The organism is Pseudomonas sp. PA1(2017), assembly GCF_001945375.1.
Classification (GTDB): Bacteria; Pseudomonadota; Gammaproteobacteria; order Pseudomonadales; family Pseudomonadaceae; genus Aquipseudomonas.
The window spans coordinates 57,711-78,912 of sequence record NZ_MSXU01000010.1; the positions used below are offsets into that span (position 1 = coordinate 57,711).

A 21,202-nucleotide genomic window follows, 5' to 3' on the forward strand; every position below is an offset into this window, starting at 1 on the left:
AAGACGGCGCTCCTGTTGTTTTTATAGCGACCTGTCAGGTGACACGGTTAATCACCTGCCTGTTGCATCCACCAGGATCACTGTGAGGATGACTGCCTTAAGCATAGACCGGAGCGTGGCAATTTTTTCTTTCCCATTTATGCCGCCAACGCCAATACTGCGCATGAACGTTTCGAAAATAATCACAAATCGGAAACGAATATGCATGACTCCCTCAGTGCAATCGACCGCCGAATCCTTCGTCTCATGCAGCGCAATGCCGACCTCAGCGCCGCGGAAATCGCCAAGAAGGTCGAACTGTCCCAATCGCCTTGCTGGCGCCGTATCAATCGCCTTCAGGAAGAAGGCTTCATCGAGCGCAAGGTAGCGTTGCTCAGCCACAAGCGGCTCGGTTTCACCATCACGGTGTTCGTCAGCATCAAATTGTCCGCCCATGGGCGTAGCAATCTGGATGAGTTCGAGCGTGCGATTGCCGGTTATCCCGAGGTCATCGAGTGCTACACCATGGCAGGTAGCTCGGACTATCTGCTCAAGGTCGTGGCGCGGGATATCGCCAGTTACGAGCGTTTTCTGCGTGATCAATTGCTCCAGCGGCCCCATGTGCAGGAAGCCCATTCCGGCATCGCGATGAGCGAAGTCAAGCGCACTACCGAATTGCCTTTGGATTGACTCGCGAGAGTCGCCGTGCATTTTGCAATACAACAACTCAAGCACCTTGCAACATGCACGGAAACGCACGAGATATCAGTAACTAAGCTATTGATTTTAAAAGATTTTTTTTGAATAAATTCCTGGCACGGGAACTGCTATCTCACTCGCATAGAATTCGAATGCGAGAACCCACCCCATGAACAGCCTCATCGCCCTGGCCACTGCCATTGCCCTGACCCTGCTTGCAGGCGCCGCATTCGCCAATTTCCAGAACAACCAGCAACAAGCGACCGCCATGCAGCTGGTTCAGCAGATGCGCGCCACTCCGGTGCAATTTCAACACGCCACCAAAGTCGAGCCTGGTCAATTTGCTGCCAAGCCGCTGACCACCGGTGAGTGGGAGCCACGTCCACAACAGCGCTTCACATTCTGAGTGCCTGATCATGTGGAGCGTATTTTTCCCAGGTTTCGTGCTGCTACTGGCAACCATCACCTGTACGGCCATCTGGCTGATCGATGGACTCTCGGATAGAGCTCCACCCCAACACTCCAATGATGATCACAATGGTCCCCACGACCCTTTTTTCTAGAGGCAACCCTGCCGCGCGAGGAGAGCATGATGTCTAAACCAGCTGTATTGTTTCTGCTGATCGCGGTTCTATCAGGCGCTCTGCTTGCCTTGCCCGATCAGGCGACGTGGCTCACGTCCACCGCCAAGGTCACCCTGACGATGAGCAGTGTCGCCCTGGCCGTTGCCCTGCTGATCGGCAAGCGGGTCAAGTTCGACCCTATCCTGCGCTAGGGCACGATCACTCTTCGCTCGAGCCAGCTATCGGCTGTCGATGAGCTGGAGTAATCGCTGCACGGCGTTATCGAGACTGCCGGAGTTATCGAGCCGGACGATGCGCTCGTCACCTTGCAGGAGGGCACTGGCAGCCAGCTCGGCGCCACGTATCAATCGCGCTTCGATCTGAACGGCATCTTCCCGGGCTCGCGCAAGCAATCTTTGCCTGAGAATGGCGGGTTCGACTTCCAACAGAACGGCAAGCAGATCGGGATACCTTCGGCGAGCCTCTTCCAGATAGCTCCGTGAGCCATTGACGATCACTTGGCAATCGTCCGCGAGCCACCCGTCTATTTCTCTGGGAATACCGTAAGCCAAACCATTGGCACGCCAGACCATGGCGAAATCGCCAGCGCGCTCGCGTTCGTCGAACTCGTCTGGCAACACCGCAATGGCTTGTTCACCCACCGCTTCGGCTGAACGGGTGATGACCCGCCGGGCTATGCGGCAGCGACGCCCCTCAAGATAGGGGTGCAGGCCTTGTAGCACGCTGTCCTTGCCGGCCCCCGAAGGTCCCATCAGGTAGATCAGCCTGCCAGCATTCATCAAACACCTCGCCGAGAAGAGAAAACACAGAACATTAACCAGCTACACAGGGCTGCAGCGGATGCCGATCATATGCAATTCACGCTGCACGGGCGCTACCTAATGCGCGAGTGCATAGAAAACGCATTTTTTATCTCGATTCTTGGTGAATATCGCAAAAGGCGGCCCACTGCCATCCACCAGAAATGCGACGCTGCGCGCAATCAGAATCAATTTCGACAAGTTGTGCTGGCAAAAAGCCGGTACCCAGTCCAGAATACGACACGTAATTGGCGTCAAATATCTGCTGGCAAGAAGTACGATCACCAGACAAAATGCCGACGTCGTTGAACGGCATGGGCGAAAGATGGTCAGAACTCTGACATTCCGTAGCTATATGCCATTACAGCTTCGTTTCCCTGAACTAATTTGGTTGATGTATGCGCCCTATGAAACAGGCTATCTACTCCAGCCGTACGGCTGACAAGTTCGTCGTTCGGTTGCCCGACGGCATGCGCGAGCGCATTGCTGAAGTGGCTCGCCAACACCATCGCAGCATGAACTCCGAGATCATCGCTCGCCTGGAGCAGAGCATGCTTCAGGAAGGCGCGCTGGACGATGAGCTCGGCATAAGCCTCGACAGCCCTGAACTGTCATTGCACGAGCGCGAGCTGCTGCAACGTTTTCGACAGCTGTCGCGTCGCCAGCAGAACGCCCTGGTAGCGCTGATTGCGCACGATGCAGAGATGGCCGCCGGCAACGACGACTGACACAGCGCGCCATCGCAGAAAGCTCTTTACGCCACTTGCGGCGCCCCGCGAGCGACGGCATAGAAACGAAAAAACCGGCTAAAGGCCGGTTTTTTTGTTGGCTGCCAACGGGCGCCTAAAGCAGGAACAGCGAGGCCAACCCCAGGAAGATGAAGAAACCGCCGCTGTCGGTAACCGCGGTGATCATCACACTGGCGCCCATCGCAGGGTCACGCCCCATGCGCATCAGCGTCATGGGGATCAGCACCCCCATGAGCGCTGCGAGCAGCAGGTTGAGCGTCATCGCCGCGGTCATCACCACACCCAGCGACCAACTGTCGTACAACCCATAGGCCACGACGCCGATCACCCCACCCCACACCAGGCCGTTGATCAACGCGACGCCCAATTCCTTGCGAATCAGTCGCGAGGTATTTCCGGTGCTGACCTGGTCGAGCGCCATGGCCCGCACGATCATGGTGATGGTCTGATTACCCGAGTTACCGCCGATACCCGCTACGATCGGCATCAATGCCGCCAAGGCCACCAATTTTTCGATGGAGCCTTCGAACAGGCCGATGACGCGCGACGCCATGAATGCGGTGATCAGGTTGACGGCCAACCAGGCCCAGCGGTTGCGTACCGACTTCCACACCGAGGCGAAGATATCTTCTTCCTCACGCAGACCCGCCATATTGAGGACTTCGCTTTCGCTCTCCTCACGAATCAGGTCGACCATCTCATCGATGGTCAAACGGCCGATCAGCTTGCCGTTCTTGTCGACCACGGGCGCGGAAATCAAGTCATAACGCTCGAACGCCTGGGCGGCGTCATAGGCGTCTTCATCAGGATGAAAGCTGACCGGATCATTGGCCATGACCTCGGCGACCTGCTTTTCCGGGTCGTTCACCAACAGACGCTTGATCGACAGCACGCCCTTCAGCACGCCATCGTAATCGACCACGAACAGCTTGTCGGTATGGCCCGGCAACTCCTTGAGACGGCGCAGGTAGCGCAACACCACTTCGAGGCTGACGTCTTCGCGAATGGTGACCATCTCGAAGTCCATCAGCGCACCGACCTGCTCCTCCTCGTAGGAGAGCGCGGAACGCACCCGCTCACGCTGCTGGGCATCGAGGGTTTCCATGAGCTCGTGCACGACGTCGCGCGGCAGCTCGGAGGCCAGGTCGGCCAGTTCGTCGGCGTCCATCTCCTTGGCGGCCGCGAGGATCTCGTGATCCTCCATGTCGGCCAGCAGGGTTTCACGGACGGCATCGGACACTTCAAGAAGAATGTCACCGTCGCGATCGGCCTTGACCAGCTGCCAGATGGTCAGGCGGTCTTCCAACGGCAAGGCTTCGAGGATGTAAGCGACGTCGGCCGAGTGCAGGTCGTCGAGCTTGCGCTGCAGCTCGGTGAGGTTCTGCCGATGCACCAGACCTTCGACGCGGTCGTGGTGCGGGCCTTCCTGGCGATGAGTCAGGTCTTCGACCAGCCTGTGCCGCTGCAACAGTTCGACGACCTGAGCGAGTCGATCCTGCAGGCTTTCTTGCGGCTTCTTAGCTTCTACTTCGGTCATGGCACACTCCGCCCCCAGCGGCGGCGCGCGCCAGCGAGGGTCAATCAGTCAATACGTGATTGCACACTTGGAATTCTGAGTTACTACTGGGTAAGTCCATGGAAGGAATCCACAAGCCCCGGCGGGGCTGACGGCGCGAATAATAACATGCCAATCGGCCACGTACGTGACAAAGGCATGGCAGGACAAGCGCTTGCAGCATTTTCTTGAGAGCATCGGCACGAGTCCGGTGATGCGACGTTACCAAATCGGCACAAGACACCTGGCAACCGCAAGGGCATGACCTACGCTTGCGAGCACCCGACCAGGAGGAAGCCCTATGCGCTGGATGCATGGCGCAGCCGTATGCGCCATTCTGCTCTGCCCCGCCCTTTCACAGGCCTCGAGCGTCTTTCGCTGCGAAGACGCCGATGGCCACGTCACCTTTTCCCAGCACGGCTGCAGCGACCATCAGCAGCAGCACATACAAAGCACCCATAATCCAAGACCCGGAAGCGGCGCCCCCGTTCCGCTCGCAATTCCGAACAGCGATGACAGAGCCGGCAACGCCGCCAGGATCGATGCCAGTGAAAGCACCCTGACCGTGGTCGGCGGTCAGCAGGACGGCTGCGACAATGCCGTCACCGGCAGCGCCAGACGCGAAGCGATCATCAGAAAGCAGGTACGCGCCGGCATGACCCGCAGCGACGTGGAAAGCGCCCTGGGCAAGCCTGATCGCATCAGCACACGCAACGGCCAGACCACCTACCACTACGCGAGCAAGCACAACAGCGAACGCCGCACCGTCACCTTCGACCAAGAAGGCTGCGTGACCGGCAGACGATGAGACCTGTTACCGCTTCACGCACGGCCGCTGAAACGGCAACAGCGCCCAGGCAAAAACACCAGGCAAAGAAAAAGGGCCTGCATCGCTGCAGGCCCTTTTGATGTGGCGGACTCAGGAGGATTCGAACCTCCGACCGCTCGGTTCGTAGCCGAGTACTCTATCCAGCTGAGCTATGAGTCCGTGTGGCGCTTTTAGACCAGATCACCGCTGGTTGACGCTAAATGCCCTGCACTGCTGCAAGCCATTCAATATGGCGGACTCAGGAGGATTCGAACCTCCGACCGCTCGGTTCGTAGCCGAGTACTCTATCCAGCTGAGCTATGAGTCCGTTGGTGTTTTTATACCAGATCACCTCTGGTTGTTTGCCAGCCCGGTAAAACCCGGCTTGCCAAATAATGGCGGAGAAGGGGGGATTCGAACCCCCGACACCCTTTTGAGGTGTACTCCCTTAGCAGGGGAGCGCCTTCGGCCACTCGGCCACCTCTCCGCAACACGGGGCGCATGATAAACATGTTTTCCCCGTTTGCAAACCAAAATTTTGAGAAAAATTAATGGTTTGGTTCTTCGCCCTTCTCTTTCTGGATGCGCTGGTAAATCTCTTCGCGGTGAACGGCGACTTCCTTCGGCGCGTTGACGCCAATCCGCACCTGATTACCTTTAACACCCAATACGGTGACGGTGACTTCGTCACCCACCATCAGGGTCTCTCCGACCCGGCGAGTCAGAATCAGCATTCCTTTCTCCTTACGGATTCAATTTCGGACAACAAGTCTGCAAACGTGAAAAGCGCCGGCCTGACGCGAAAGCAACAGGCCAGCACTCAAGTATTGACCAGTACGGACGGAAGGAAAGTTCCACCAACACCAACCAAAACAACAAAAGGCGCGGGTAGCCGCGCCTTTTGCAGGATGCCTCAGTCGCCCTGACGGGCCGGGGCATCGAGTTCGAACGCAGTGTGCAGGGCGCGCACCGCCAATTCCAGATATTTCTCTTCGATGACCACCGAGACCTTGATCTCGGAAGTGGAGATCATCTGGATGTTGATGTTCTCCTTGGCCAGCGCTTCGAACATACGGCTGGCCACACCGGCATGGGAACGCATACCCACACCAACGATGGACACCTTGGCGATGTTAACGTCTCCGACCACTTCGCGAGCACCGAGTTCGCGCGCAGTGGCTTCGAGCACCTGCTGAGCGTTCTGGTAATCGTTGCGGTGCACGGTGAAGGTGAAGTCGGTGGTGTTATCGTGCGCGACATTCTGCACGATCATGTCCACTTCGATGTTGGCGGAGCTGATCGGGCCGAGAATCTTGAACGCAACGCCCGGCAGGTCAGGCACGCCACGGATGGTCAGCTTGGCTTCGTCGCGATTGAAGGCGATGCCGGAGATGATCGGCTGTTCCATGGATTCCTCTTCATCAAGGGTAATGAGGGTGCCCGGACCCTCCTGGAAGCTGTGCAGAACGCGCAGCGGGACGTTGTACTTGCCGGCGAACTCCACCGAGCGAATTTGCAGCACCTTCGAACCGAGGCTGGCCATTTCCAGCATCTCTTCGAAGGTGATCTTCTCCAGGCGCTGGGCCTTGGGCACCACACGCGGATCGGTGGTGTAAACGCCATCGACATCGGTGTAGATCTGGCACTCATCGGCCTTCAGCGCCGCCGCCAGGGCAACGCCGGTGGTGTCGGAACCGCCGCGGCCGAGGGTGGTGATGTTGCCCTGCTCATCCACGCCCTGGAAGCCGGCGACGACCACCACGCGACCGGCCTTGAGGTCGGCGCGGATATTGGTGTCGTCGATGCTCAGAATACGTGCCTTGGTGTGCGCGCTGTCGGTCAGGATGCGCACCTGGCTGCCGGTGTAGGACACCGCCGGCACGCCACGCTTGATCAGCGCCATGGCCAGCAGCGCGATGGTCACCTGCTCACCGGTGGAGACCATCACGTCGAGTTCGCGAGCGATCGGCTGGTCATCGCTGATCTGCTTGGCCAGGTCGATGAGGCGATTGGTCTCGCCGCTCATCGCGGATACCACGACGACGATATCGTCGCCCTTCTCGCGGAATTTCTTCACCTTCTCGGCGACCTGCGAGATTCGCTCGACGGTGCCGACGGAGGTACCGCCGAATTTCTGTACGATCAAAGCCATTTCAAAGCTGCCTCAGCCCGTGAAGGGCGCCCATTAAACAGACAACACCACCGCACACCACCGCGTCGTTCGCCGGGCATGGCGGGCGACGCGGTCACGCTTGAGTTACAGGCCTCAGAGGCCCTGTTCGACGAACGGGCCGACCAGCGCCAGGGCGCCATCGAGCGCAGCCACATCGACCCCGCCACCCTGCGCCATGTCCGGACGACCACCGCCCTTGCCGCCTACGGCTGCAGCGGCCTGTTTCATCAGGTCGCCGGCCTTCAGCTTGGCGGTCAGGTCCTGGGTCACGCCAGCCACCAGCACGACCTTGTCGTCCTGCACGCCGCCGAGCAGGATCACCGCACTGCCGAGCTTGTTCTTCAGTTGATCGACCAGCGCCAGCAGGCCTTTGCCATCAAGGCCATCGATGCGCGCGCTGAGCGTTTTCACGCCCTTGACGTCCACGGCCGAACCGGCCAGGTCGCTGCCTGCCGCACTGGCGGCCTTGGCCTTGAGCTGCTCCAGCTCCTTTTCCAGCTGACGATTGCGATCGATCACCGCCGCGAGCTTGTCGAGCAGGTTGTCGCGGCTGCCCTTGACCAGGCTCGCCGCCTCTTTCAATTGCTCCTCGGCACCGTTCAGGTAGGCGAATGCCGCTGCGCCGGTGACTGCCTCGATACGACGTACGCCGGCGGCCACACCGCCTTCGCTGACGATCTTGAACACGCCGATGTCGCCGGTACGGTTGGCATGAATGCCGCCGCACAGCTCGACCGAAAAGCCGTCGCCCATGGTCAGCACGCGCACGCTGTCGCCGTACTTCTCGCCAAACAGCGCCATGGCGCCCTTGGCCTTGGCGCTCTCGATGTCCATTTCCTCGGTTTGTACCGGGGTGTTGCGACGCACTTCGCGGTTGACGATCTCTTCCAGTTCTTTGAGCTGCTCAGGCTTGATCGCCTCGAAGTGGCTGAAGTCGAAACGCAGGCGCTGGCTGTCGACCAGCGAGCCTTTCTGCTGCACGTGCTCGCCAAGTACCTGGCGCAGCGCGGCATGCAGCAGGTGCGTAGCCGAGTGGTTGAGGCCGGTGGCGGTACGCACCGAAGCGTCCACTTCGGCGTTGATGGTGGCGCCGACGCTCAGGCTGCCCTTGCTGACCACGCCGTGGTGCAGCCACGCGCCACCGACCTTGGTGGTGTCGCGCACGTCGAAGCGCACACCCGGGCCTTCAAGGAAACCGCAGTCACCGATCTGGCCACCGGACTCGGCATAGAACGGCGTCTGGTCGAGCACTACGACACCCTCCTCGCCCTCGTTGAGGGTGTCGACGGGCTGGCCGTCGCGCAGCAGCACCAGCAGTTCGCCACTGGCAACCGTGGCGCCGTAGCCGAGGAAACGGGTGTCCTTGTCGACCTTGACCAAGCTGTTGTAGTCCACACCGAAGGAGCTGGCGGAGCGCGCACGCACGCGCTGAGCTTCCATCTCACGCTCGAAGCCGGCCTCGTCGAGGGTCAGCTCGCGCTCGCGGGCGATATCGCCGGTCAGGTCCATCGGGAAGCCGTAGGTGTCATACAGCTTGAAGATCACTTCGCCCGGGATGACCGAGCCCTGCAATTCGGCCAGATCCTGCTCGAGGATCTTCAGGCCCTGCTCCAGGGTCTTGGCGAACTGCTCTTCTTCGGTTTTCAGCACGCGCTCGATGTGCGCCTGCTGCTGTTTCAGCTCAGGGAAGGCTTCGCCCATCTCACTGACCAGGGCCGCGACGATCTTGTGGAAGAAGCTGCCCTTGGCGCCCAGCTTGTTACCGTGGCGGCAGGCGCGACGAATGATGCGGCGCAGCACGTAGCCGCGGCCTTCGTTGGACGGCGTGACGCCGTCGGCGATCAGGAAGCTGCAGGAGCGAATGTGATCCGCCACCACTTTCAGCGACGCGTCACCGTTGTTGGCGCAGCCGATAGCCTGGGCACTGGCAGCCAGCAGGCTCTGGAACAGGTCGATCTCGTAGTTGGAGTTGACGTGCTGCAGCACCGCGCTGATGCGCTCCAGGCCCATGCCGGTGTCCACGCTCGGCGCCGGCAGCGGGTGCAGCACGCCGTCCGCGGTCCGGTTGAACTGCATGAACACGTTGTTCCAGATCTCGATGTAACGGTCGCCATCTTCTTCCGGGCTGCCGGGCGGGCCGCCCCAGATGTGCTCGCCATGGTCGAAGAAAATTTCGGTGCAGGGGCCGCACGGACCGGTATCGCCCATGGTCCAGAAGTTGTCGGAAGCGTACGGCGCGCCCTTGTTGTCGCCGATGCGGATCATCCGCTCGGCCGGCACACCGACTTCCTTGTTCCAGATGTCGTAGGCCTCGTCATCGGTGGCGTACACCGTGACCCAGAGCTTGTCCTTGGGCAGTTTCAGCCACTTGTCGCCGGTCAGGAATTCCCAGGCGAAGTGGATGGCATCACGCTTGAAATAGTCGCCAAAGCTGAAGTTGCCGAGCATTTCGAAGAAGGTGTGGTGACGCGCGGTATAACCGACGTTTTCCAGGTCGTTATGCTTGCCACCGGCGCGCACGCACTTCTGGCTGGTGGCGGCGCGGGTATAGGCGCGCTTTTCCAGGCCCAGGAAGCAGTCCTTGAACTGGTTCATGCCGGCGTTGGTGAACAGCAACGTGGGGTCGTTGTTCGGAATCAGGGAGCTGGAAGCGACACGGGTGTGCCCCTTCTCTTCGAAGAAGCTCAGGAAAGCTTCACGGATTTCTGCGCTTTTCATTGGCAATTTCCAGGAAAACAGGCGGCCACGGCAGAGCCGGCAAAAGCCCGCATTATATCGGGCTTGTCCGCGGCGGCTAGGGCAAGGGCTGAATTATTTGCAGGCGGCGCGATGGCCGGAAAACACAGGGCCGCAGCGGCCAGGCCACTGCCTGGCACTGCACGCAGGCCTTCTCAGGCGCGGAAGGCGGCGAAGGCTTCGATCACCTGAGCCATGGCGCCGGCATCGACATCCAGATGCGTGACCATGCGCAGGCGTGGCGCGGCGCTCAGGCGGATACCCCGCTCGGCGCAGAAGTCCTTCAGCGCAGAGGCGCGCTCGCCGATCTGCACGTAGACCATGTTGGTCTGCACCGGCTCGACCGAATAGCCCAGCTCGCGCAGGCCGGCCGCCAGGGAATCGGCATTGGCGTGATCCTCCACCAGGCGCTCGACCTGATGGTCCAGCGCGTACAGCCCGGCTGCCGCCAGCACGCCGGCCTGACGCATGCCGCCGCCGACCATCTTGCGCAGACGACGAGCCTTGGCGATCAACGCCTCGCTGCCGCACAGCACCGAGCCGACCGGCGCCCCCAGGCCCTTGGACAGGCACACGGACACCGAGTCGAAATGGCGGGTGATTTCCCGCGCGTCGACACCCTGCCTGACCGCCGCATTGAACAGCCGCGCGCCATCCAGATGCAGCGCCAGGTCCTTGTTGTGCGTCAAGGCGCGAGCCTCGGCCAGGTACTGCAGCGGCAGCACCTTGCCCTGCATGGTGTTTTCCAGGGCCAGCAGACGGGTACGGGCGAAATGGAAGTCGTCCTGCTTGATCGCCGCTTCGACCCGGTCAAGATCCAGGGAGCCATCGAGTTCCATGTCCAGCGGCTGGGGCTGTATCGAGCCGAGCACCGCCGCGCCGCCACCTTCGTATTTATAGGTGTGCGCCTGCTGGCCGACGATGTATTCGTCGCCCCGCTCGCAGTGGGCCATCAGGCCAAGCAGGTTGCTCATGGTGCCGGTGGGCACGAACAGCGCCGCGGCAAAGCCGAGATCCCGCGCCAGGCGCTGCTCCAGCTGATTGACGGTCGGATCTTCGCCGTACACGTCATCGCCCAGTTCGGCGGCCAGCATCGCCTCGCGCATGCCGGCTGAGGGCTGGGTCACGGTGTCGCTACGCAGATCGATGATTCGCATGGGCACTCCTGTGCAAGTAAACAACGTGGATTGGCAGCGCTGCCGAGAGCCTGATCATGATCTTGATATGCATGAAGCGGCAGTCATGAGGCAGGAGCGGAAATCGTTGCTTTACCTGCGGGAGCGGGCCATACCCGCAAAATCACGGGCATGGCCCGTTCCCACAAGTGGCTGCCAGCCGCTACCGCCACTTAGCTGCCAAAATCGACAAGCCCGGGCTGCAAGATCATGAACAGATTCTAAGCGGTCACTCCAGTGAAGAGTCGGCAGCGGGCACCAGCAGGATGCCGGCACGCTGACCGTTATGGACTTTAGGGTTGGGAAAAATGATTCGTGCGCCCTGCTCTTCCACCACCCAGCGGCTGTTGGCCAGGTCTTCGGCGAGCAGATAGCCGGGCTCCAGCTCGGTGAAATTCTCCACGTCGGCAGGCAAGTGCAGAACGAAGGCATCGCTGTGCTTGATCAGCTCGCGGGAGAAGGCGAACAGCTTGAGGTGCTCGACGGCGCGCTCCTCGATCGGCGGCTCGTTGCCTTCGATCAGCGCCTGCAGACGCAATTCGAGGCGATCCAGATTGACCAGCTCGTTGTGGCCGAACGGCCTGGCCTTGCCTAGCTCGAGGGTGAAGGCTTCGGCGCCCAGCTCGGCGTAAGTGTAGGCACTGAAGGTGGTCGAGGGTTTGCTTTGCAGCAGCACCGCATCGATACCGGCGGCCTGCAGGCGCGCGCATTCGCGGCGCGACTGGCGACGCCCCTCGGCCCAGGGGTAAAGGGCGAATTGCTCGATACGCGAGGCGCGGATCGCCGTGTGCAGGTCGTAATGCAGGCGCTCGCGGCCGGAGTCGATGAAGAACGACGACGCCAGGTGTTCCAGTTCGCAGGCGCGCATCGCCTCGCCGCCACTGCTCAGCTCATGACGGCCGCTGAACAGGCGGTTGATGTCCTGCTCGACGAAACGCTCGCCATGGCGCATTGCTGCCGGGTTGCCGAACAGCAGCAGCACGCGTGCGCGCGGCTGCAACTCGCTGCGAGCGATGCGCCGCAGCAAGCGGTCGAGTAATTCGATCGGCGCGGTCTCGTTGCCGTGGATGCCCGCGGACAGCAACAGGTCCATGCCGTTGTCGCGCCCGCAGGCCGGGGTGATTTCGAGGGCGCCCTCGGCCAGCCAGCGCAAGCGCGTGCCCTGCGGCGTCAACTGGATCTTCGAGGCCGGCTCATGGCCGGTCAGGGTCAGTTCGAGCAGTTTGCCGAGGGCGAGCATGGGCGTTCCTCAGTGATTGCAGTCCGGACCATGGACATGGTCGTCGTCGGCGCCGTCATCGGCCGGCTCCATTTCCAGCTCCAGGCTGACCAGGTTGGTGGCCAGCGGGCGCAGCAGCAGATTGGCGTATTCGCTATCACCTTCGGCGACATCCACGCCGATCATCAGCTGGCCGTTGCCGACCTGCTGAATCCACACTTCCTTACCTTGCCACATTACGGCAAAACGGGTGCACGAGGTTTCCAGCTGGGTGCCGTCGGCGTCTTCGAGAATCAGTTGCAGGGCGTCGCTCATGGTAACTCCAGTAGGGTTGGCGGCTCGCCATCGAGCCGCTCAAATGAGTTGAAAGGGGTACACGGCGCCAAGATCGATGATTTGCGTCAACTCATCCAGCGCCGTGCGGCATTCGTCGAGTAGCTGCGGGTCGGCCAGGTCATGCTCGCTCAGGCGATCACGATAGTGGCAGTCGACCCATCGCAGCAGCCGCTCGTACAGTTCCGGCGTCAGCATCACGCCCGGGTTCATCGCCGCCAGCTCCTCTGCCTGCAAGGCTACACGCAGACGCAGGCAGGCGGGGCCGCCACCGTTCTGCATGCTCTGCTTGAGGTCGAAGGCACGAACCTCGGCAATCGGCCCGTCGCTGCCCAGCAGCGTCTGCAGGTAGGCCCAGACCCGCGGATTGCCGCGGCATTCCTCTGGCACCACCAACAGCATACGCCCGTCGGCACGGCTCAACAGCTGACTGTTGAACAGATAGGAGCGCACCGCATCCTCGACACCCAGCACGTGGCGCGGCACGCACACCGATTGCAACTGCCCACCGAGGCGCGCCAGCTTGTCGCCAAGCTCGCCCACCACCCGCTCGCTGTCGAGAAAGGCATCTTCGTGATGGAACAGCACCTGGCCGTTACCCACGGCTATCACGTCATTATGGAACACGCCCTGATCGACCACCGCAGGGTTCTGCTGGGCGAATACCACGGCGTCATCGGCGAGGCCGTGCAGCCGGGCCACGGCCTGGGAAGCCTCCAGGGTCTGGCGCGCCGGGTAGCGCTGCGGCGCCGGCAAGCGCAGGTCGAAGGCACTGCGGCCGAACACGAAGAACTCCACGCCCCGCTCGCCATAGTCGCGGCAGAAGCGGCTATGGTTGGCCGCGCCCTCGTCGCCGAACTGGCTGACGGCGGGCAAGGCGCCGTGGTGAGCGAAATGGCGCTCGTCAGCGAACATCGCTGCCAGCACTCGGCTGGTGGTGGGATGTTCGATGGAGCGGTGAAACTTGCAGTTGAGGTTGGCCGCGGTGAAATGCACGCGCCCGTCGGCGGTATCGGCGCTGGGGCTGACGGTCGCCGCATTGGCCGTCCACATGCTCGAGGCCGAGCAACTGGCGACCAGCAGCGGCATGGCCTCGCGCGCTGCCTTCTCGATCACCTGGGCATCGCTGCCAGTGAAACCACAGGCACGCAGCGCCTGCACATCGGGGCGCTCCTGGGGCGCGAGCACCGCCTGGGCGTAGCCCATGTCCATCAGTGCCTTCATCTTCGCCAGGCCCTGACGCGCCGCTTCCCGCGGGTTGGACGCCACCTGGCAGTTGTTCTGCGAGGCCACGTTGCCGTACGACAACCCGCCGTAGTTGTGTGTCGGGCCGACCAGCCCGTCGATGTTCAGCTCGCAGGAGGTGAGTCGACTCATAGGCTGACTCCCGGTGCCAGGCTGTCGGGCAACGCCAGTTGCTCGCTTTCCAGCGAAGCGACCGGATAGGCGCAGTAATCCGCCGCGTAATAGGCGCTGGGACGATGGTTGCCCGACGCGCCGATGCCGCCGAACGGCGCGCTGCTGGCGGCGCCGGTCAGTGGCTTGTTCCAGTTGACGATGCCGGCTCGGCTGCGCAACCAGAACTGCTCGTAACGCTCACGCGAATCGGACAGCAGCCCGGCCGCAAGCCCAAAACGGGTGGCGTTGGCTTCGACGATGGCGTCGTCGAAATCGGCATAGCGAATCACTTGCAGCAAGGGCCCGAACACTTCTTCGTCGGCGCGCGGTTGCACGGCGGTGACATCGATGATGCCAGGCGTCAGCAGCGCCGCGCCTTCGAGCGGCTGGCTCATGTCCAGCAGCGGCCGCGCGCCCTTGTCGATCAGCCGCTCCTGCACCTTGAGCAGGTGCTGGGCGGCGTCCAGGGAAATCACCGCGCCCATGAACGGCGCCGGCTCGGCATCGAAGGCGCCGACCTTGAGGCTGGCAGCCACACTGACCAGCCGCGCCAGCATCGCGTCGCCCCAATCGCCTTCGGGCACCAGCAAACGGCGGGCGCAGGTGCAGCGCTGGCCGGCGGAAATGAATGCGGACTGGACGATGCAATACACCGCCGCATCGACATCGGCAGGCTGATCGACGATCAGTGCATTGTTGCCGCCCATTTCCAGAGCCAGGATGGTTTGCGGGTGGCCGCCGAACTGTGCGTGCAATTGATTGCCGGTGCGGCTGGAGCCGGTGAAGAACAGGCCGTCGATACCCGGGTGAGCCGCCAGTGCCGCGCCAGTTTCCCGCGCGCCCTGCACCAGGTTCAGCACGCCAGCCGGCAGGCCGGCCTCGATCCAGCAGTTGAGCGTCAGCTCGGCGACCTTCGGGGCCTGCTCACTGGGTTTGAACACCACGGTATTGCCGGCCAGCAGGGCCGGCACGATATGCCCGTTGGGCAGATGACCGGGAAAGTTGTACGGGCCGAACACGGCGACCACGCCATGGGGCTTGTGGCGCAGCACGCTGCCCTGGGCGCCGCTGCGCTGGCCGGTGCGCTCGGCATGGCTGTGGATGGAGATGGCCACCTTGCCGATCATGCTGGCGACTTCGGTGATCGCTTCCCACAGCGGCTTACCGGTTTCTTCACCGATGGTGCGGGCAAGTTCGTCCTGCCGGGCTTTCAATACGGCGGCGAAGCGCTCGAGCAGTGCGATTCGTTCGCTCAATGGTGCCGCCGCCCATTCGGCGAAGGCTTCGCGGGCCGCCTGCACAGCCGCCTCGACCTGGGCCCCGTCGGCTTCGCGGCCCACCCAGAGCACCTGCTGGCTGACCGGGTCGAGGGACTCCAGGGTGCTGCCCTGTCCTATCTGCCAGAGACCTGCAATGTAATGCGTGCTCATGGTCTATCACTCCAGGCTTCACGGTTGCACAAGCCAGCGCTGGGCGCTGACCTGCTACCTGTCACGGCTGTCGCTCTATGGCAACATTGCCGGTCGGGGCGGCGCGCCGCCCCAGGTCACATCAGAAACGGTGGCTCAGGCCTTTACCGCCAAGGGCACTGCGCGCACTTGATCGCCGACATTCAGGCGCAGGCGCCGGGCGGTCAGCGGGTCGACCACCAGCGTCCCGGCAGCCATACGCGCACGGGCTGCGGTAATGCGGCAATCGGCATGCTTGCGGTTGTGCACCAAGTACACTGGCGCATCGTCGCCCGGCGTGCCGATGGCCAGCACCAGTAGCTGGCTGTCGCGAATCGCGCGGATCTTCGTGATCTCCGCCTCGATGGCCGGGCCGGCATCGAAGATATCGACATAGCCCTGGTAGCTGAAGCCTTCGGACTTGAGCATCGCCAGCGCCGGTTCGGTGTTCGGGTGCACTCGGCCGATCACCTCGCGGGCGGCTTCGGACAGGAAGCAGGTGTAAAGCGGAAACCGCGGCATCAGCTCGGCGATGAACGCCTTGTTACCGACGCCGGTGAGGTAGTCCGCCTGGGAGAACTCCATGCGGAAGAAGTGCCGACCCAGGCACTCCCAGAACGGCGAACGGCCCTGCTCGTCGGACACGCCGCGCATCTCGGCGATGATCTTCTCGCCGAAACGCTCACGAAACTCGGCGATGAACAGCAGCCGCGCCTTGGACAGCAAGCGCCCGTTCAGGCCGGTGCGATGGTCGGCATGCAGGAACAGCGAGCACAGTTCGGAATGACCGGTCAGGTCGTTGGCCAGGAATAGCGTCGGCACCTGGCGGTGGATGCCCAGCTCCTGAGACGCACAAACGGTCAGGCCGACCCGGTAGTTGTACCAGGACTCGCGCAAGCCGACGCCGCCGGCGATGGCGGAAATGCCCAGCACGCGGCCGTCATCGTCCTCGAGCACGAACATGTAGTCGCAATCGCCGCGCTCGGCTTCGCCGCTGAAGGTTTTCTCGGCGCGCCCGACCCGGTAGGCCAGGCGCGCTTCGTTGGCCGGCAGAGTGGTCAGGCCGGTGCCGGTGCTGCGTGCCAGGTCGATCAGTGCCGGCAGGTCACCGGCACGTACGGAGCGAACGATCATGCTGCCTCCGGAAAATCGCGAGCCAGACGGGTGGCGCTCATGGTTGGAAAACTCATACCGCCACCAGCCTTACCTGGCCGCCTTCGGCGACACCAAGGACCTGCGCGGTCTGCGGATCGAGCACCGCGGGCTGACCAGGCGCCCAATCCAATTGGGCGACGACCGCACGAAACCCCTGCAATTGCTCGTTGCTGACCAGGTAAGCCTGGCCGCCCTCCCCTGCCTCGCCGAGCACCACCGGCACCAGCGCGCTCTGGGCGATGGAGCGAATGCCGGAGGTGCGCGCATGCAGGGTCGGGCCGCCGTCGAAGATGTCGATGTAGTGGTCGGTTTCGAAGCCGTCGCGCATCAGGATGTCGAACGACACCTGGGCACGCGGGTGCACCAGGCCCATGGACTCCTGAGCGGCATCGGGCAGCAGCGGCACATAGATCGGGTAATGGGGCATCAGCTCTGCCAGGTAGGCGCGGCTGCGCAGCCCGCACAAGCGCTCGGCCTCGCCGTAGCTCATGCCGAAGAAATGCCGGCCGACCGCGTCCCAGAACGGCGATTCACCGGCGTCGTCGCTCTCGCCGACGATCTCCACCACCATGGCGTCGGCGAAGCGCTCCGGGTGGCAGGCGGCGAACAGCAGGCGCGCACGGGAATTGAGCTCGGCCCAGACACTGTCGACCAGCCCGCGCTCAACGTAGAAGCTGGTGAGCAGGCTGTTGCCGGTCAGGTCGTGGCACAGCGACAGGACGTGGATCTTGTTGTGGATCTTCAGCTCGCGGGAGTTGTGAACGAAGGTCTCGTTGCGAAAGCTGTAGAAAGGCTCGGAGTAGCCAGCCGAGGCGACGATGCCCGAGCAGCCGGACAGGCGACCCGTTTCGCTGTCTTCGAGCACGAAGAAATAGCGCTCCTCGCCGTTGAAGCTGACTTCGGCGGCGAACGACGCTTCCGACGCGGCGATCTTGTCGCGCAGGCGCTCGGCGTTGTCGGGCAGCGAGGTGACGCCCACCGGGCTGTCCGCGGCCAGGCGCTGCACTTCGGCGAGATCGGTCATTCGCGCAGGGCGCATAACCAGCATGGTTCACTCCTTCAGCAAGGCTGGGGCGTTGCAGCCCTGGCAGCGAGAATCATCGTCCGTGAGGCTGGCCGGCACGGGCCGACACAGCGAATTGAGCGGGCGGCGCCCAGCCGCCCGTAAGGGTCAGGCGCCGGCCAGCTTGGCCACGGCACGCTCGAAGCGATCCAGACCCTCGTCGATGTCGGCATCCTCGATCACCAGGCTGGGCGCAAAGCGCACCACGTCCGGGCCGGCCTGCAGGATCATCAGATTCTCGCCGGCCGCCGCATCGAAAAATTCACGCGCTTTGCCTTTCCAGGCATCGGAGAGCACCGCGCCGATCAACAGGCCCATGCCGCGCACTCCGGAGAACACCCCGTAGCGCTCGCCGATCTGCAGCAGGCGAGTCTTGAAGCGCTCATGCTTGGCCTTGACGCCCGCCAGTACCTCGGGTGTGTTGACCACGTCGAGCAGCGCCTCGGCGACCGCGCAGCCCAACGGGTTACCGCCATAGGTGGTGCCATGGGTGCCGACGGCCAGATGGCTGGCCAGGGCGTCGGTGGTCAGCATCGCCGCGATCGGGAAACCGCCGCCCAGGCTCTTGGCGCTGGACAGCACGTCAGGCGTCACGCCGTAGTGCTGGTAGGCATACAGATGACCGGAACGGCCGACACCGCTCTGCACCTCGTCGAACACCAGCAGCGCGTTGTGCTCGTCGCACAGCGCGCGAGCGCCTTGCAGATAGGCCAGATCCGCCGGCAGCACGCCACCCTCGCCCTGAATCGGCTCGATGACGACGGCGCAGGTTTTGTCGCTGATCGCCGCCTTGAGTGCTTCCAGGTCGTTGTACGGCACATGGGTGATGCCCTGGATCTTCGGCCCGAAGCCATCGGAATACTTCGGCTGGCCACCGACGCTGACGGTGAACAGGGTACGGCCATGGAAGCTGTTGGTCGCCGCGATGATCTCGTACTTGTCCGCCCCGAAGCGGTCGTGGGCTACACGGCGGGCCAGTTTGAACGCCGCTTCGTTGGCTTCGGCGCCGGAGTTGCAGAGGAACACTCGGTCGGCAAAGGTGGCGTCCACCAGCTTCTTGGCCAGGCGCAGCGCCGGCTCGTTGGTGAACACGTTGGAGACGTGCCACAGCTTGCCGGCCTGCTCGGTCAGCGCCTGGACCAGCGCCGGATGGGCATGGCCCAGGGCGTTGACGGCGATGCCGCCGGAGAAGTCGATCAGCTCGCGACCGCTCTGGTCCCAGACGCGCGAACCGGCGCCGCGAACCGGTACGAACGTAGCCGGCGCGTAACTGGGCACCATCACCTGGTCGAAATCGGCGCGTTGCACCGGGTCGTGCTGAACGGACATCGGGACTCTCCTGACGAGACACACAGGCCTGGCGGGCCTGCGATGCGAAAGATTGTAGGGGGTGCTAATGGGCGGGCATTGCCGGCATGCGACAACTTCTTACAGCGCCGTAGCTGGCCGCAGCTGGGGGAACTCCGTCCGTCGGCCCGCGAGGTGCAGTTTAAACGTTGCGGCTGCTCCGGCGCACGGGTCGACTAACATTTATCGACAGCACCCATCGAGGTGGGGCGGATCAGCAAGGGATTTGCCGACCCGAAGCGGCCTGGGGCATGAAAAATATTTTCATTCGCCCTGCTGCGGCATATTGCCAGCCCCTGGAGTGACGGTGATATCATTTTGCTCGCAGTGCGACGTTCTATTGTGAACGACGTCTCACTGTCGGCCATCAAGGATCTGATGGTCTGACGCAGGTTCCTATCAATGCTGTGCATCGACTCGTCCAGTCAAGGAAGCACGAGATGACCGCCAAAGAACAACAACTGACCGAACTGCTCACCCTCACCTCTCGCAGCATCACCCATATGACTGCCGCCATGACGGCGCTGTCATTCGACCTGCTGCGCAGCGATGACAGCGGCGTTCGCTCTGCCGCTTCGAAGATGATCACCCGCCTCGGCGCGGTGAGCCGTGAGCTGGATCAGCAGTGGGTGCTGATCAGCGAACTGACTGGTGTCGAAGCCCCGACCCGCGTCGATGCCATAGAGGAAGTCCAGCTGCACTCGGCCTGAGTCGCATCGCTTCCCGTACGGGCCGACGTCGTCGGCCCGCCTAAATGCTCTCCCCCGTCAGCAGTCCCCGTTTAGCCGCGTGCCGCCAAGTACTCGCGCTGCAGCACAGCAACCAGTTCGGCCGCCGGCATCGCCCGAGCCAGGGCCGCGCCCTGCCCGGCCCAATGGGCGGCGAACTCGGCATTGCCGGCCTTGGCGGCGGCGGCGATCAGTTGCTTGCCAGCATCGTAGGCAATCCCGAACCCAGGCACTGCAGGGTGGCCGGGCGCCCCGACTTCGGCCATGAAACGATTGACGATGCCGCGCGCCAGGCGCCCGGAAATCGCCGTAGTGACCTGGGTGACCTGCGCCCGCTCGCTGCCCAGCATGCGGCGATAGGCCTCGTTGGCGGCCGACTCGGGGCAAAGAATGAATGCGGTGCCCAGCTGCGCAGCGCTGGCCCCCAAGCTCAAGGCCGCGGCGATCCCGGCGCCATCCATGATGCCGCCAGCGGCGATCACCGGGCGCTTCAGGTGCTTGACCAGCACCCGCACCAGGGCCAGCGTGCCGATGCCCTGATCGTAGGCTGGGTCGAAAACGCCGCGGTGGCCGCCGGCCTCGATGCCCTGGGCAACGATGATGTCGATGCCCGCATCCTGGGCCAGCAACCCCTCCTCCAGCGTGGTGGCCGACGCCAGCAAGGTGATGCCGGCGCTTTTCAGGGCATCGATGCGCGGCTGAGGCGGCAGCCCAAGATGAAAGCTGACGATGGGCGGTCGTTCTTCCAGCAGAACCTGCAGTTGCCCTTCGTCCTCCTGGAAACTGCAGTAGATATCCCGGATGGCCTCTGGCGCAGCCGCGCCGAACTCGGCGAAATAAGGCTGCAAGTGCGCCAGCCACGCCTGTTCCCTGGCCGCATCAGCGACGCTCAGGCGATGGCAGAACACGTTGATGTTGAACGGTTTGCTCGTAGCGGCTCGGGTTTCCCGGATCATCTGCCGGCCGGCCTCGGCCTGCACCGCGGCGATGGAGATCGAGCCCAGCCCGCCGGCGTTGCTGACCGCCGCGGCAAGAGCCGGCGTGGCGGTGCCCGCCATGGGGGCTTGGATGATCGGATAGTCGATGCCCAGAGCTGCGCAACTCATAAGATCCTCGCTTGATGAAGATGACACGGCTCCCGACTATAACGCCGCGGGCCGCGTAACGCTCACCTGACCGGCCAGCCGCACAATCCGTTTTACCTGCCGCCCCTGACTTGGCACTCTGTAACTTCTCCGATCAGGCAGGTCCCC

21 protein-coding genes and 3 tRNA genes are annotated in these 21,202 nt (G+C 62.8%); 6 read left to right on the top strand and 18 right to left on the bottom strand.

Going from position 1 to position 21,202, the window contains the following annotated elements; all coding sequences use genetic code 11:
* Window positions 1-51 precede the first annotated feature (51 nt).
* Complete coding sequence (locus tag BVH01_RS24665; RefSeq protein ID WP_168177290.1) at window positions 52-207, bottom strand: hypothetical protein; 156 nt, start codon at window positions 205-207, stop codon at window positions 52-54.
* On the opposite strand from BVH01_RS24665, the gene BVH01_RS14810 reads away from it, so the two are divergent.
* The 3 genes from BVH01_RS14810 (at window position 202) to BVH01_RS24445 (ending at window position 1,453) form a co-directional block, all read left to right on the top strand.
* Window positions 202-669: an Lrp/AsnC family transcriptional regulator gene (locus BVH01_RS14810; protein WP_075931093.1), complete on the top strand. Its 468-nt coding sequence runs from the start codon at window positions 202-204 to the stop codon at window positions 667-669. The two genes, BVH01_RS24665 and BVH01_RS14810, sit on opposite strands and share 6 nt — an antisense overlap.
* A gap of 178 nt (window positions 670-847) precedes the next feature.
* Entirely contained in the window at window positions 848-1,084 is a 237-nt protein-coding gene (locus tag BVH01_RS14815) for a hypothetical protein (protein ID WP_075931094.1), read from the top strand.
* A gap of 186 nt (window positions 1,085-1,270) precedes the next feature.
* On the top strand, window positions 1,271-1,453 hold the full coding sequence (locus tag BVH01_RS24445) for a PA3371 family protein (protein ID WP_139315626.1): 183 nt from the start codon (window positions 1,271-1,273) through the stop codon (window positions 1,451-1,453).
* A 27-nt stretch (window positions 1,454-1,480) separates the two neighbouring features.
* Here BVH01_RS24445 and phnN read toward each other — a convergent pair whose 3' ends face one another.
* Window positions 1,481-2,041 (bottom strand): phosphonate metabolism protein/1,5-bisphosphokinase (PRPP-forming) PhnN, encoded by a 561-nt coding sequence (gene phnN / locus BVH01_RS14820; RefSeq protein ID WP_075931095.1) that lies wholly within the window; start codon window positions 2,039-2,041, stop codon window positions 1,481-1,483.
* A 419-nt stretch (window positions 2,042-2,460) separates the two neighbouring features.
* On the opposite strand from phnN, the gene BVH01_RS14825 reads away from it, so the two are divergent.
* A complete protein-coding gene (locus tag BVH01_RS14825) occupies window positions 2,461-2,790 on the top strand; it encodes an Arc family DNA-binding protein (protein WP_075931096.1) in 330 nt (109 codons plus the stop codon).
* Window positions 2,791-2,905: 115 nt separating this feature from the next.
* Here BVH01_RS14825 and mgtE read toward each other — a convergent pair whose 3' ends face one another.
* Window positions 2,906-4,348: a magnesium transporter gene (mgtE, locus tag BVH01_RS14830; RefSeq protein WP_075931097.1), complete on the bottom strand. Its 1,443-nt coding sequence runs from the start codon at window positions 4,346-4,348 to the stop codon at window positions 2,906-2,908.
* Window positions 4,349-4,667: 319 nt separating this feature from the next.
* Here mgtE and BVH01_RS14835 point away from each other — a divergent pair, with 319 nt between their 5' ends.
* Complete coding sequence (locus BVH01_RS14835) at window positions 4,668-5,174, top strand: DUF4124 domain-containing protein (protein ID WP_075931098.1); 507 nt, start codon at window positions 4,668-4,670, stop codon at window positions 5,172-5,174.
* A gap of 103 nt (window positions 5,175-5,277) precedes the next feature.
* Here the strand turns inward: BVH01_RS14835 and BVH01_RS14840 are convergent.
* The 14 genes from BVH01_RS14840 to BVH01_RS14905 all read right to left on the bottom strand — a co-directional run bounded on the left by BVH01_RS14840 (window position 5,278) and on the right by BVH01_RS14905 (window position 19,203).
* Window positions 5,278-5,354 (bottom strand) — tRNA-Arg (locus BVH01_RS14840).
* A 71-nt stretch (window positions 5,355-5,425) separates the two neighbouring features.
* A tRNA-Arg gene (locus BVH01_RS14845) sits at window positions 5,426-5,502 on the bottom strand.
* Window positions 5,503-5,570: 68 nt separating this feature from the next.
* A tRNA-Ser gene (locus BVH01_RS14850) sits at window positions 5,571-5,661 on the bottom strand.
* A 61-nt stretch (window positions 5,662-5,722) separates the two neighbouring features.
* Window positions 5,723-5,908, bottom strand: coding sequence for a carbon storage regulator CsrA (gene csrA, locus BVH01_RS14855; protein WP_013792214.1), 186 nt, complete (start codon window positions 5,906-5,908; stop codon window positions 5,723-5,725).
* 179 nt (window positions 5,909-6,087) lie between these two features.
* Window positions 6,088-7,326 carry an aspartate kinase gene (locus BVH01_RS14860; RefSeq protein ID WP_075931099.1) on the bottom strand — a complete coding sequence of 413 codons (1,239 nt, stop codon included), beginning with the start codon at window positions 7,324-7,326 and terminating at the stop codon, window positions 6,088-6,090.
* A gap of 114 nt (window positions 7,327-7,440) precedes the next feature.
* A complete protein-coding gene (gene alaS / locus BVH01_RS14865; RefSeq protein ID WP_075931100.1) occupies window positions 7,441-10,065 on the bottom strand; it encodes an alanine--tRNA ligase in 2,625 nt (874 codons plus the stop codon).
* 173 nt (window positions 10,066-10,238) lie between these two features.
* Window positions 10,239-11,240, bottom strand: coding sequence for a low-specificity L-threonine aldolase (ltaE, locus tag BVH01_RS14870; protein ID WP_075931101.1), 1,002 nt, complete (start codon window positions 11,238-11,240; stop codon window positions 10,239-10,241).
* A gap of 247 nt (window positions 11,241-11,487) precedes the next feature.
* Window positions 11,488-12,498: a succinylglutamate desuccinylase gene (gene astE / locus BVH01_RS14875; RefSeq protein WP_075931102.1), complete on the bottom strand. Its 1,011-nt coding sequence runs from the start codon at window positions 12,496-12,498 to the stop codon at window positions 11,488-11,490.
* Between the two features lie 9 nt (window positions 12,499-12,507).
* A complete protein-coding gene (locus BVH01_RS14880) occupies window positions 12,508-12,792 on the bottom strand; it encodes a hypothetical protein (protein ID WP_013792219.1) in 285 nt (94 codons plus the stop codon).
* A gap of 39 nt (window positions 12,793-12,831) precedes the next feature.
* Entirely contained in the window at window positions 12,832-14,187 is a 1,356-nt protein-coding gene (gene astB, locus BVH01_RS14885) for an N-succinylarginine dihydrolase (RefSeq protein ID WP_075931103.1), read from the bottom strand.
* Window positions 14,184-15,638, bottom strand: a complete 1,455-nt coding sequence (astD, locus tag BVH01_RS14890) for a succinylglutamate-semialdehyde dehydrogenase (protein WP_075931104.1) — start codon at window positions 15,636-15,638, stop codon at window positions 14,184-14,186. The genes astB and astD overlap by 4 nt, the downstream gene beginning before the upstream one ends.
* A gap of 135 nt (window positions 15,639-15,773) precedes the next feature.
* Entirely contained in the window at window positions 15,774-16,790 is a 1,017-nt protein-coding gene (gene astA / locus BVH01_RS14895; RefSeq protein WP_075931105.1) for an arginine N-succinyltransferase, read from the bottom strand.
* Between the two features lie 52 nt (window positions 16,791-16,842).
* Window positions 16,843-17,859, bottom strand: a complete 1,017-nt coding sequence (aruF, locus tag BVH01_RS14900) for an arginine/ornithine succinyltransferase subunit alpha (RefSeq protein WP_075931106.1) — start codon at window positions 17,857-17,859, stop codon at window positions 16,843-16,845.
* Window positions 17,860-17,982: 123 nt separating this feature from the next.
* Complete coding sequence (locus BVH01_RS14905) at window positions 17,983-19,203, bottom strand: aspartate aminotransferase family protein (protein WP_075931107.1); 1,221 nt, start codon at window positions 19,201-19,203, stop codon at window positions 17,983-17,985.
* Between the two features lie 458 nt (window positions 19,204-19,661).
* Between BVH01_RS14905 and BVH01_RS14910 the strand changes: the two genes are divergently transcribed.
* The gene (locus tag BVH01_RS14910) at window positions 19,662-19,931 is read left to right on the top strand and encodes a hypothetical protein (RefSeq protein WP_075931108.1); all 270 of its coding nucleotides are present in this window, start codon (window positions 19,662-19,664) and stop codon (window positions 19,929-19,931) included.
* Window positions 19,932-20,002: 71 nt separating this feature from the next.
* Here the strand turns inward: BVH01_RS14910 and BVH01_RS14915 are convergent, their stop codons facing one another.
* Window positions 20,003-21,055 carry a nitronate monooxygenase family protein gene (locus BVH01_RS14915; protein WP_075931109.1) on the bottom strand — a complete coding sequence of 351 codons (1,053 nt, stop codon included), beginning with the start codon at window positions 21,053-21,055 and terminating at the stop codon, window positions 20,003-20,005.
* Between the last annotated feature and the right edge of the window lie 147 nt (window positions 21,056-21,202).

Bases quoted from the DNA above. Each gene is read 5' to 3' on its own strand.
- phnN (WP_075931095.1), bottom strand. From the start codon at position 2,041: ATGAATGCTGGCAGGCTGATCTACCTGATGGGACCTTCGGGGGCCGGC.
- csrA (WP_013792214.1), bottom strand. From the start codon at position 5,908: ATGCTGATTCTGACTCGCCGGGTCGGAGAGACCCTGATGGTGGGTGAC.
- astD (WP_075931104.1), bottom strand. From the start codon at position 15,638: ATGAGCACGCATTACATTGCAGGTCTCTGGCAGATAGGACAGGGCAGC.
- BVH01_RS14815 (WP_075931094.1), top strand. From the start codon at position 848: ATGAACAGCCTCATCGCCCTGGCCACTGCCATTGCCCTGACCCTGCTT.
- aruF (WP_075931106.1), bottom strand. From the start codon at position 17,859: ATGCTGGTTATGCGCCCTGCGCGAATGACCGATCTCGCCGAAGTGCAG.
- BVH01_RS14880 (WP_013792219.1), bottom strand. From the start codon at position 12,792: ATGAGCGACGCCCTGCAACTGATTCTCGAAGACGCCGACGGCACCCAG.
- BVH01_RS24665 (WP_168177290.1), bottom strand. From the start codon at position 207: ATGCATATTCGTTTCCGATTTGTGATTATTTTCGAAACGTTCATGCGC.
- BVH01_RS14810 (WP_075931093.1), top strand. From the start codon at position 202: ATGCATGACTCCCTCAGTGCAATCGACCGCCGAATCCTTCGTCTCATG.
- alaS (WP_075931100.1), bottom strand. From the start codon at position 10,065: ATGAAAAGCGCAGAAATCCGTGAAGCTTTCCTGAGCTTCTTCGAAGAG.
- BVH01_RS14905 (WP_075931107.1), bottom strand. From the start codon at position 19,203: ATGTCCGTTCAGCACGACCCGGTGCAACGCGCCGATTTCGACCAGGTG.
- astB (WP_075931103.1), bottom strand. From the start codon at position 14,187: ATGAGTCGACTCACCTCCTGCGAGCTGAACATCGACGGGCTGGTCGGC.
- BVH01_RS14860 (WP_075931099.1), bottom strand. From the start codon at position 7,326: ATGGCTTTGATCGTACAGAAATTCGGCGGTACCTCCGTCGGCACCGTC.
- BVH01_RS14825 (WP_075931096.1), top strand. From the start codon at position 2,461: ATGCGCCCTATGAAACAGGCTATCTACTCCAGCCGTACGGCTGACAAG.
- BVH01_RS14835 (WP_075931098.1), top strand. From the start codon at position 4,668: ATGCGCTGGATGCATGGCGCAGCCGTATGCGCCATTCTGCTCTGCCCC.
- BVH01_RS24445 (WP_139315626.1), top strand. From the start codon at position 1,271: ATGTCTAAACCAGCTGTATTGTTTCTGCTGATCGCGGTTCTATCAGGC.
- mgtE (WP_075931097.1), bottom strand. From the start codon at position 4,348: ATGACCGAAGTAGAAGCTAAGAAGCCGCAAGAAAGCCTGCAGGATCGA.
- BVH01_RS14915 (WP_075931109.1), bottom strand. From the start codon at position 21,055: ATGAGTTGCGCAGCTCTGGGCATCGACTATCCGATCATCCAAGCCCCC.
- BVH01_RS14910 (WP_075931108.1), top strand. From the start codon at position 19,662: ATGACCGCCAAAGAACAACAACTGACCGAACTGCTCACCCTCACCTCT.
- astA (WP_075931105.1), bottom strand. From the start codon at position 16,790: ATGATCGTTCGCTCCGTACGTGCCGGTGACCTGCCGGCACTGATCGAC.
- ltaE (WP_075931101.1), bottom strand. From the start codon at position 11,240: ATGCGAATCATCGATCTGCGTAGCGACACCGTGACCCAGCCCTCAGCC.
- astE (WP_075931102.1), bottom strand. From the start codon at position 12,498: ATGCTCGCCCTCGGCAAACTGCTCGAACTGACCCTGACCGGCCATGAG.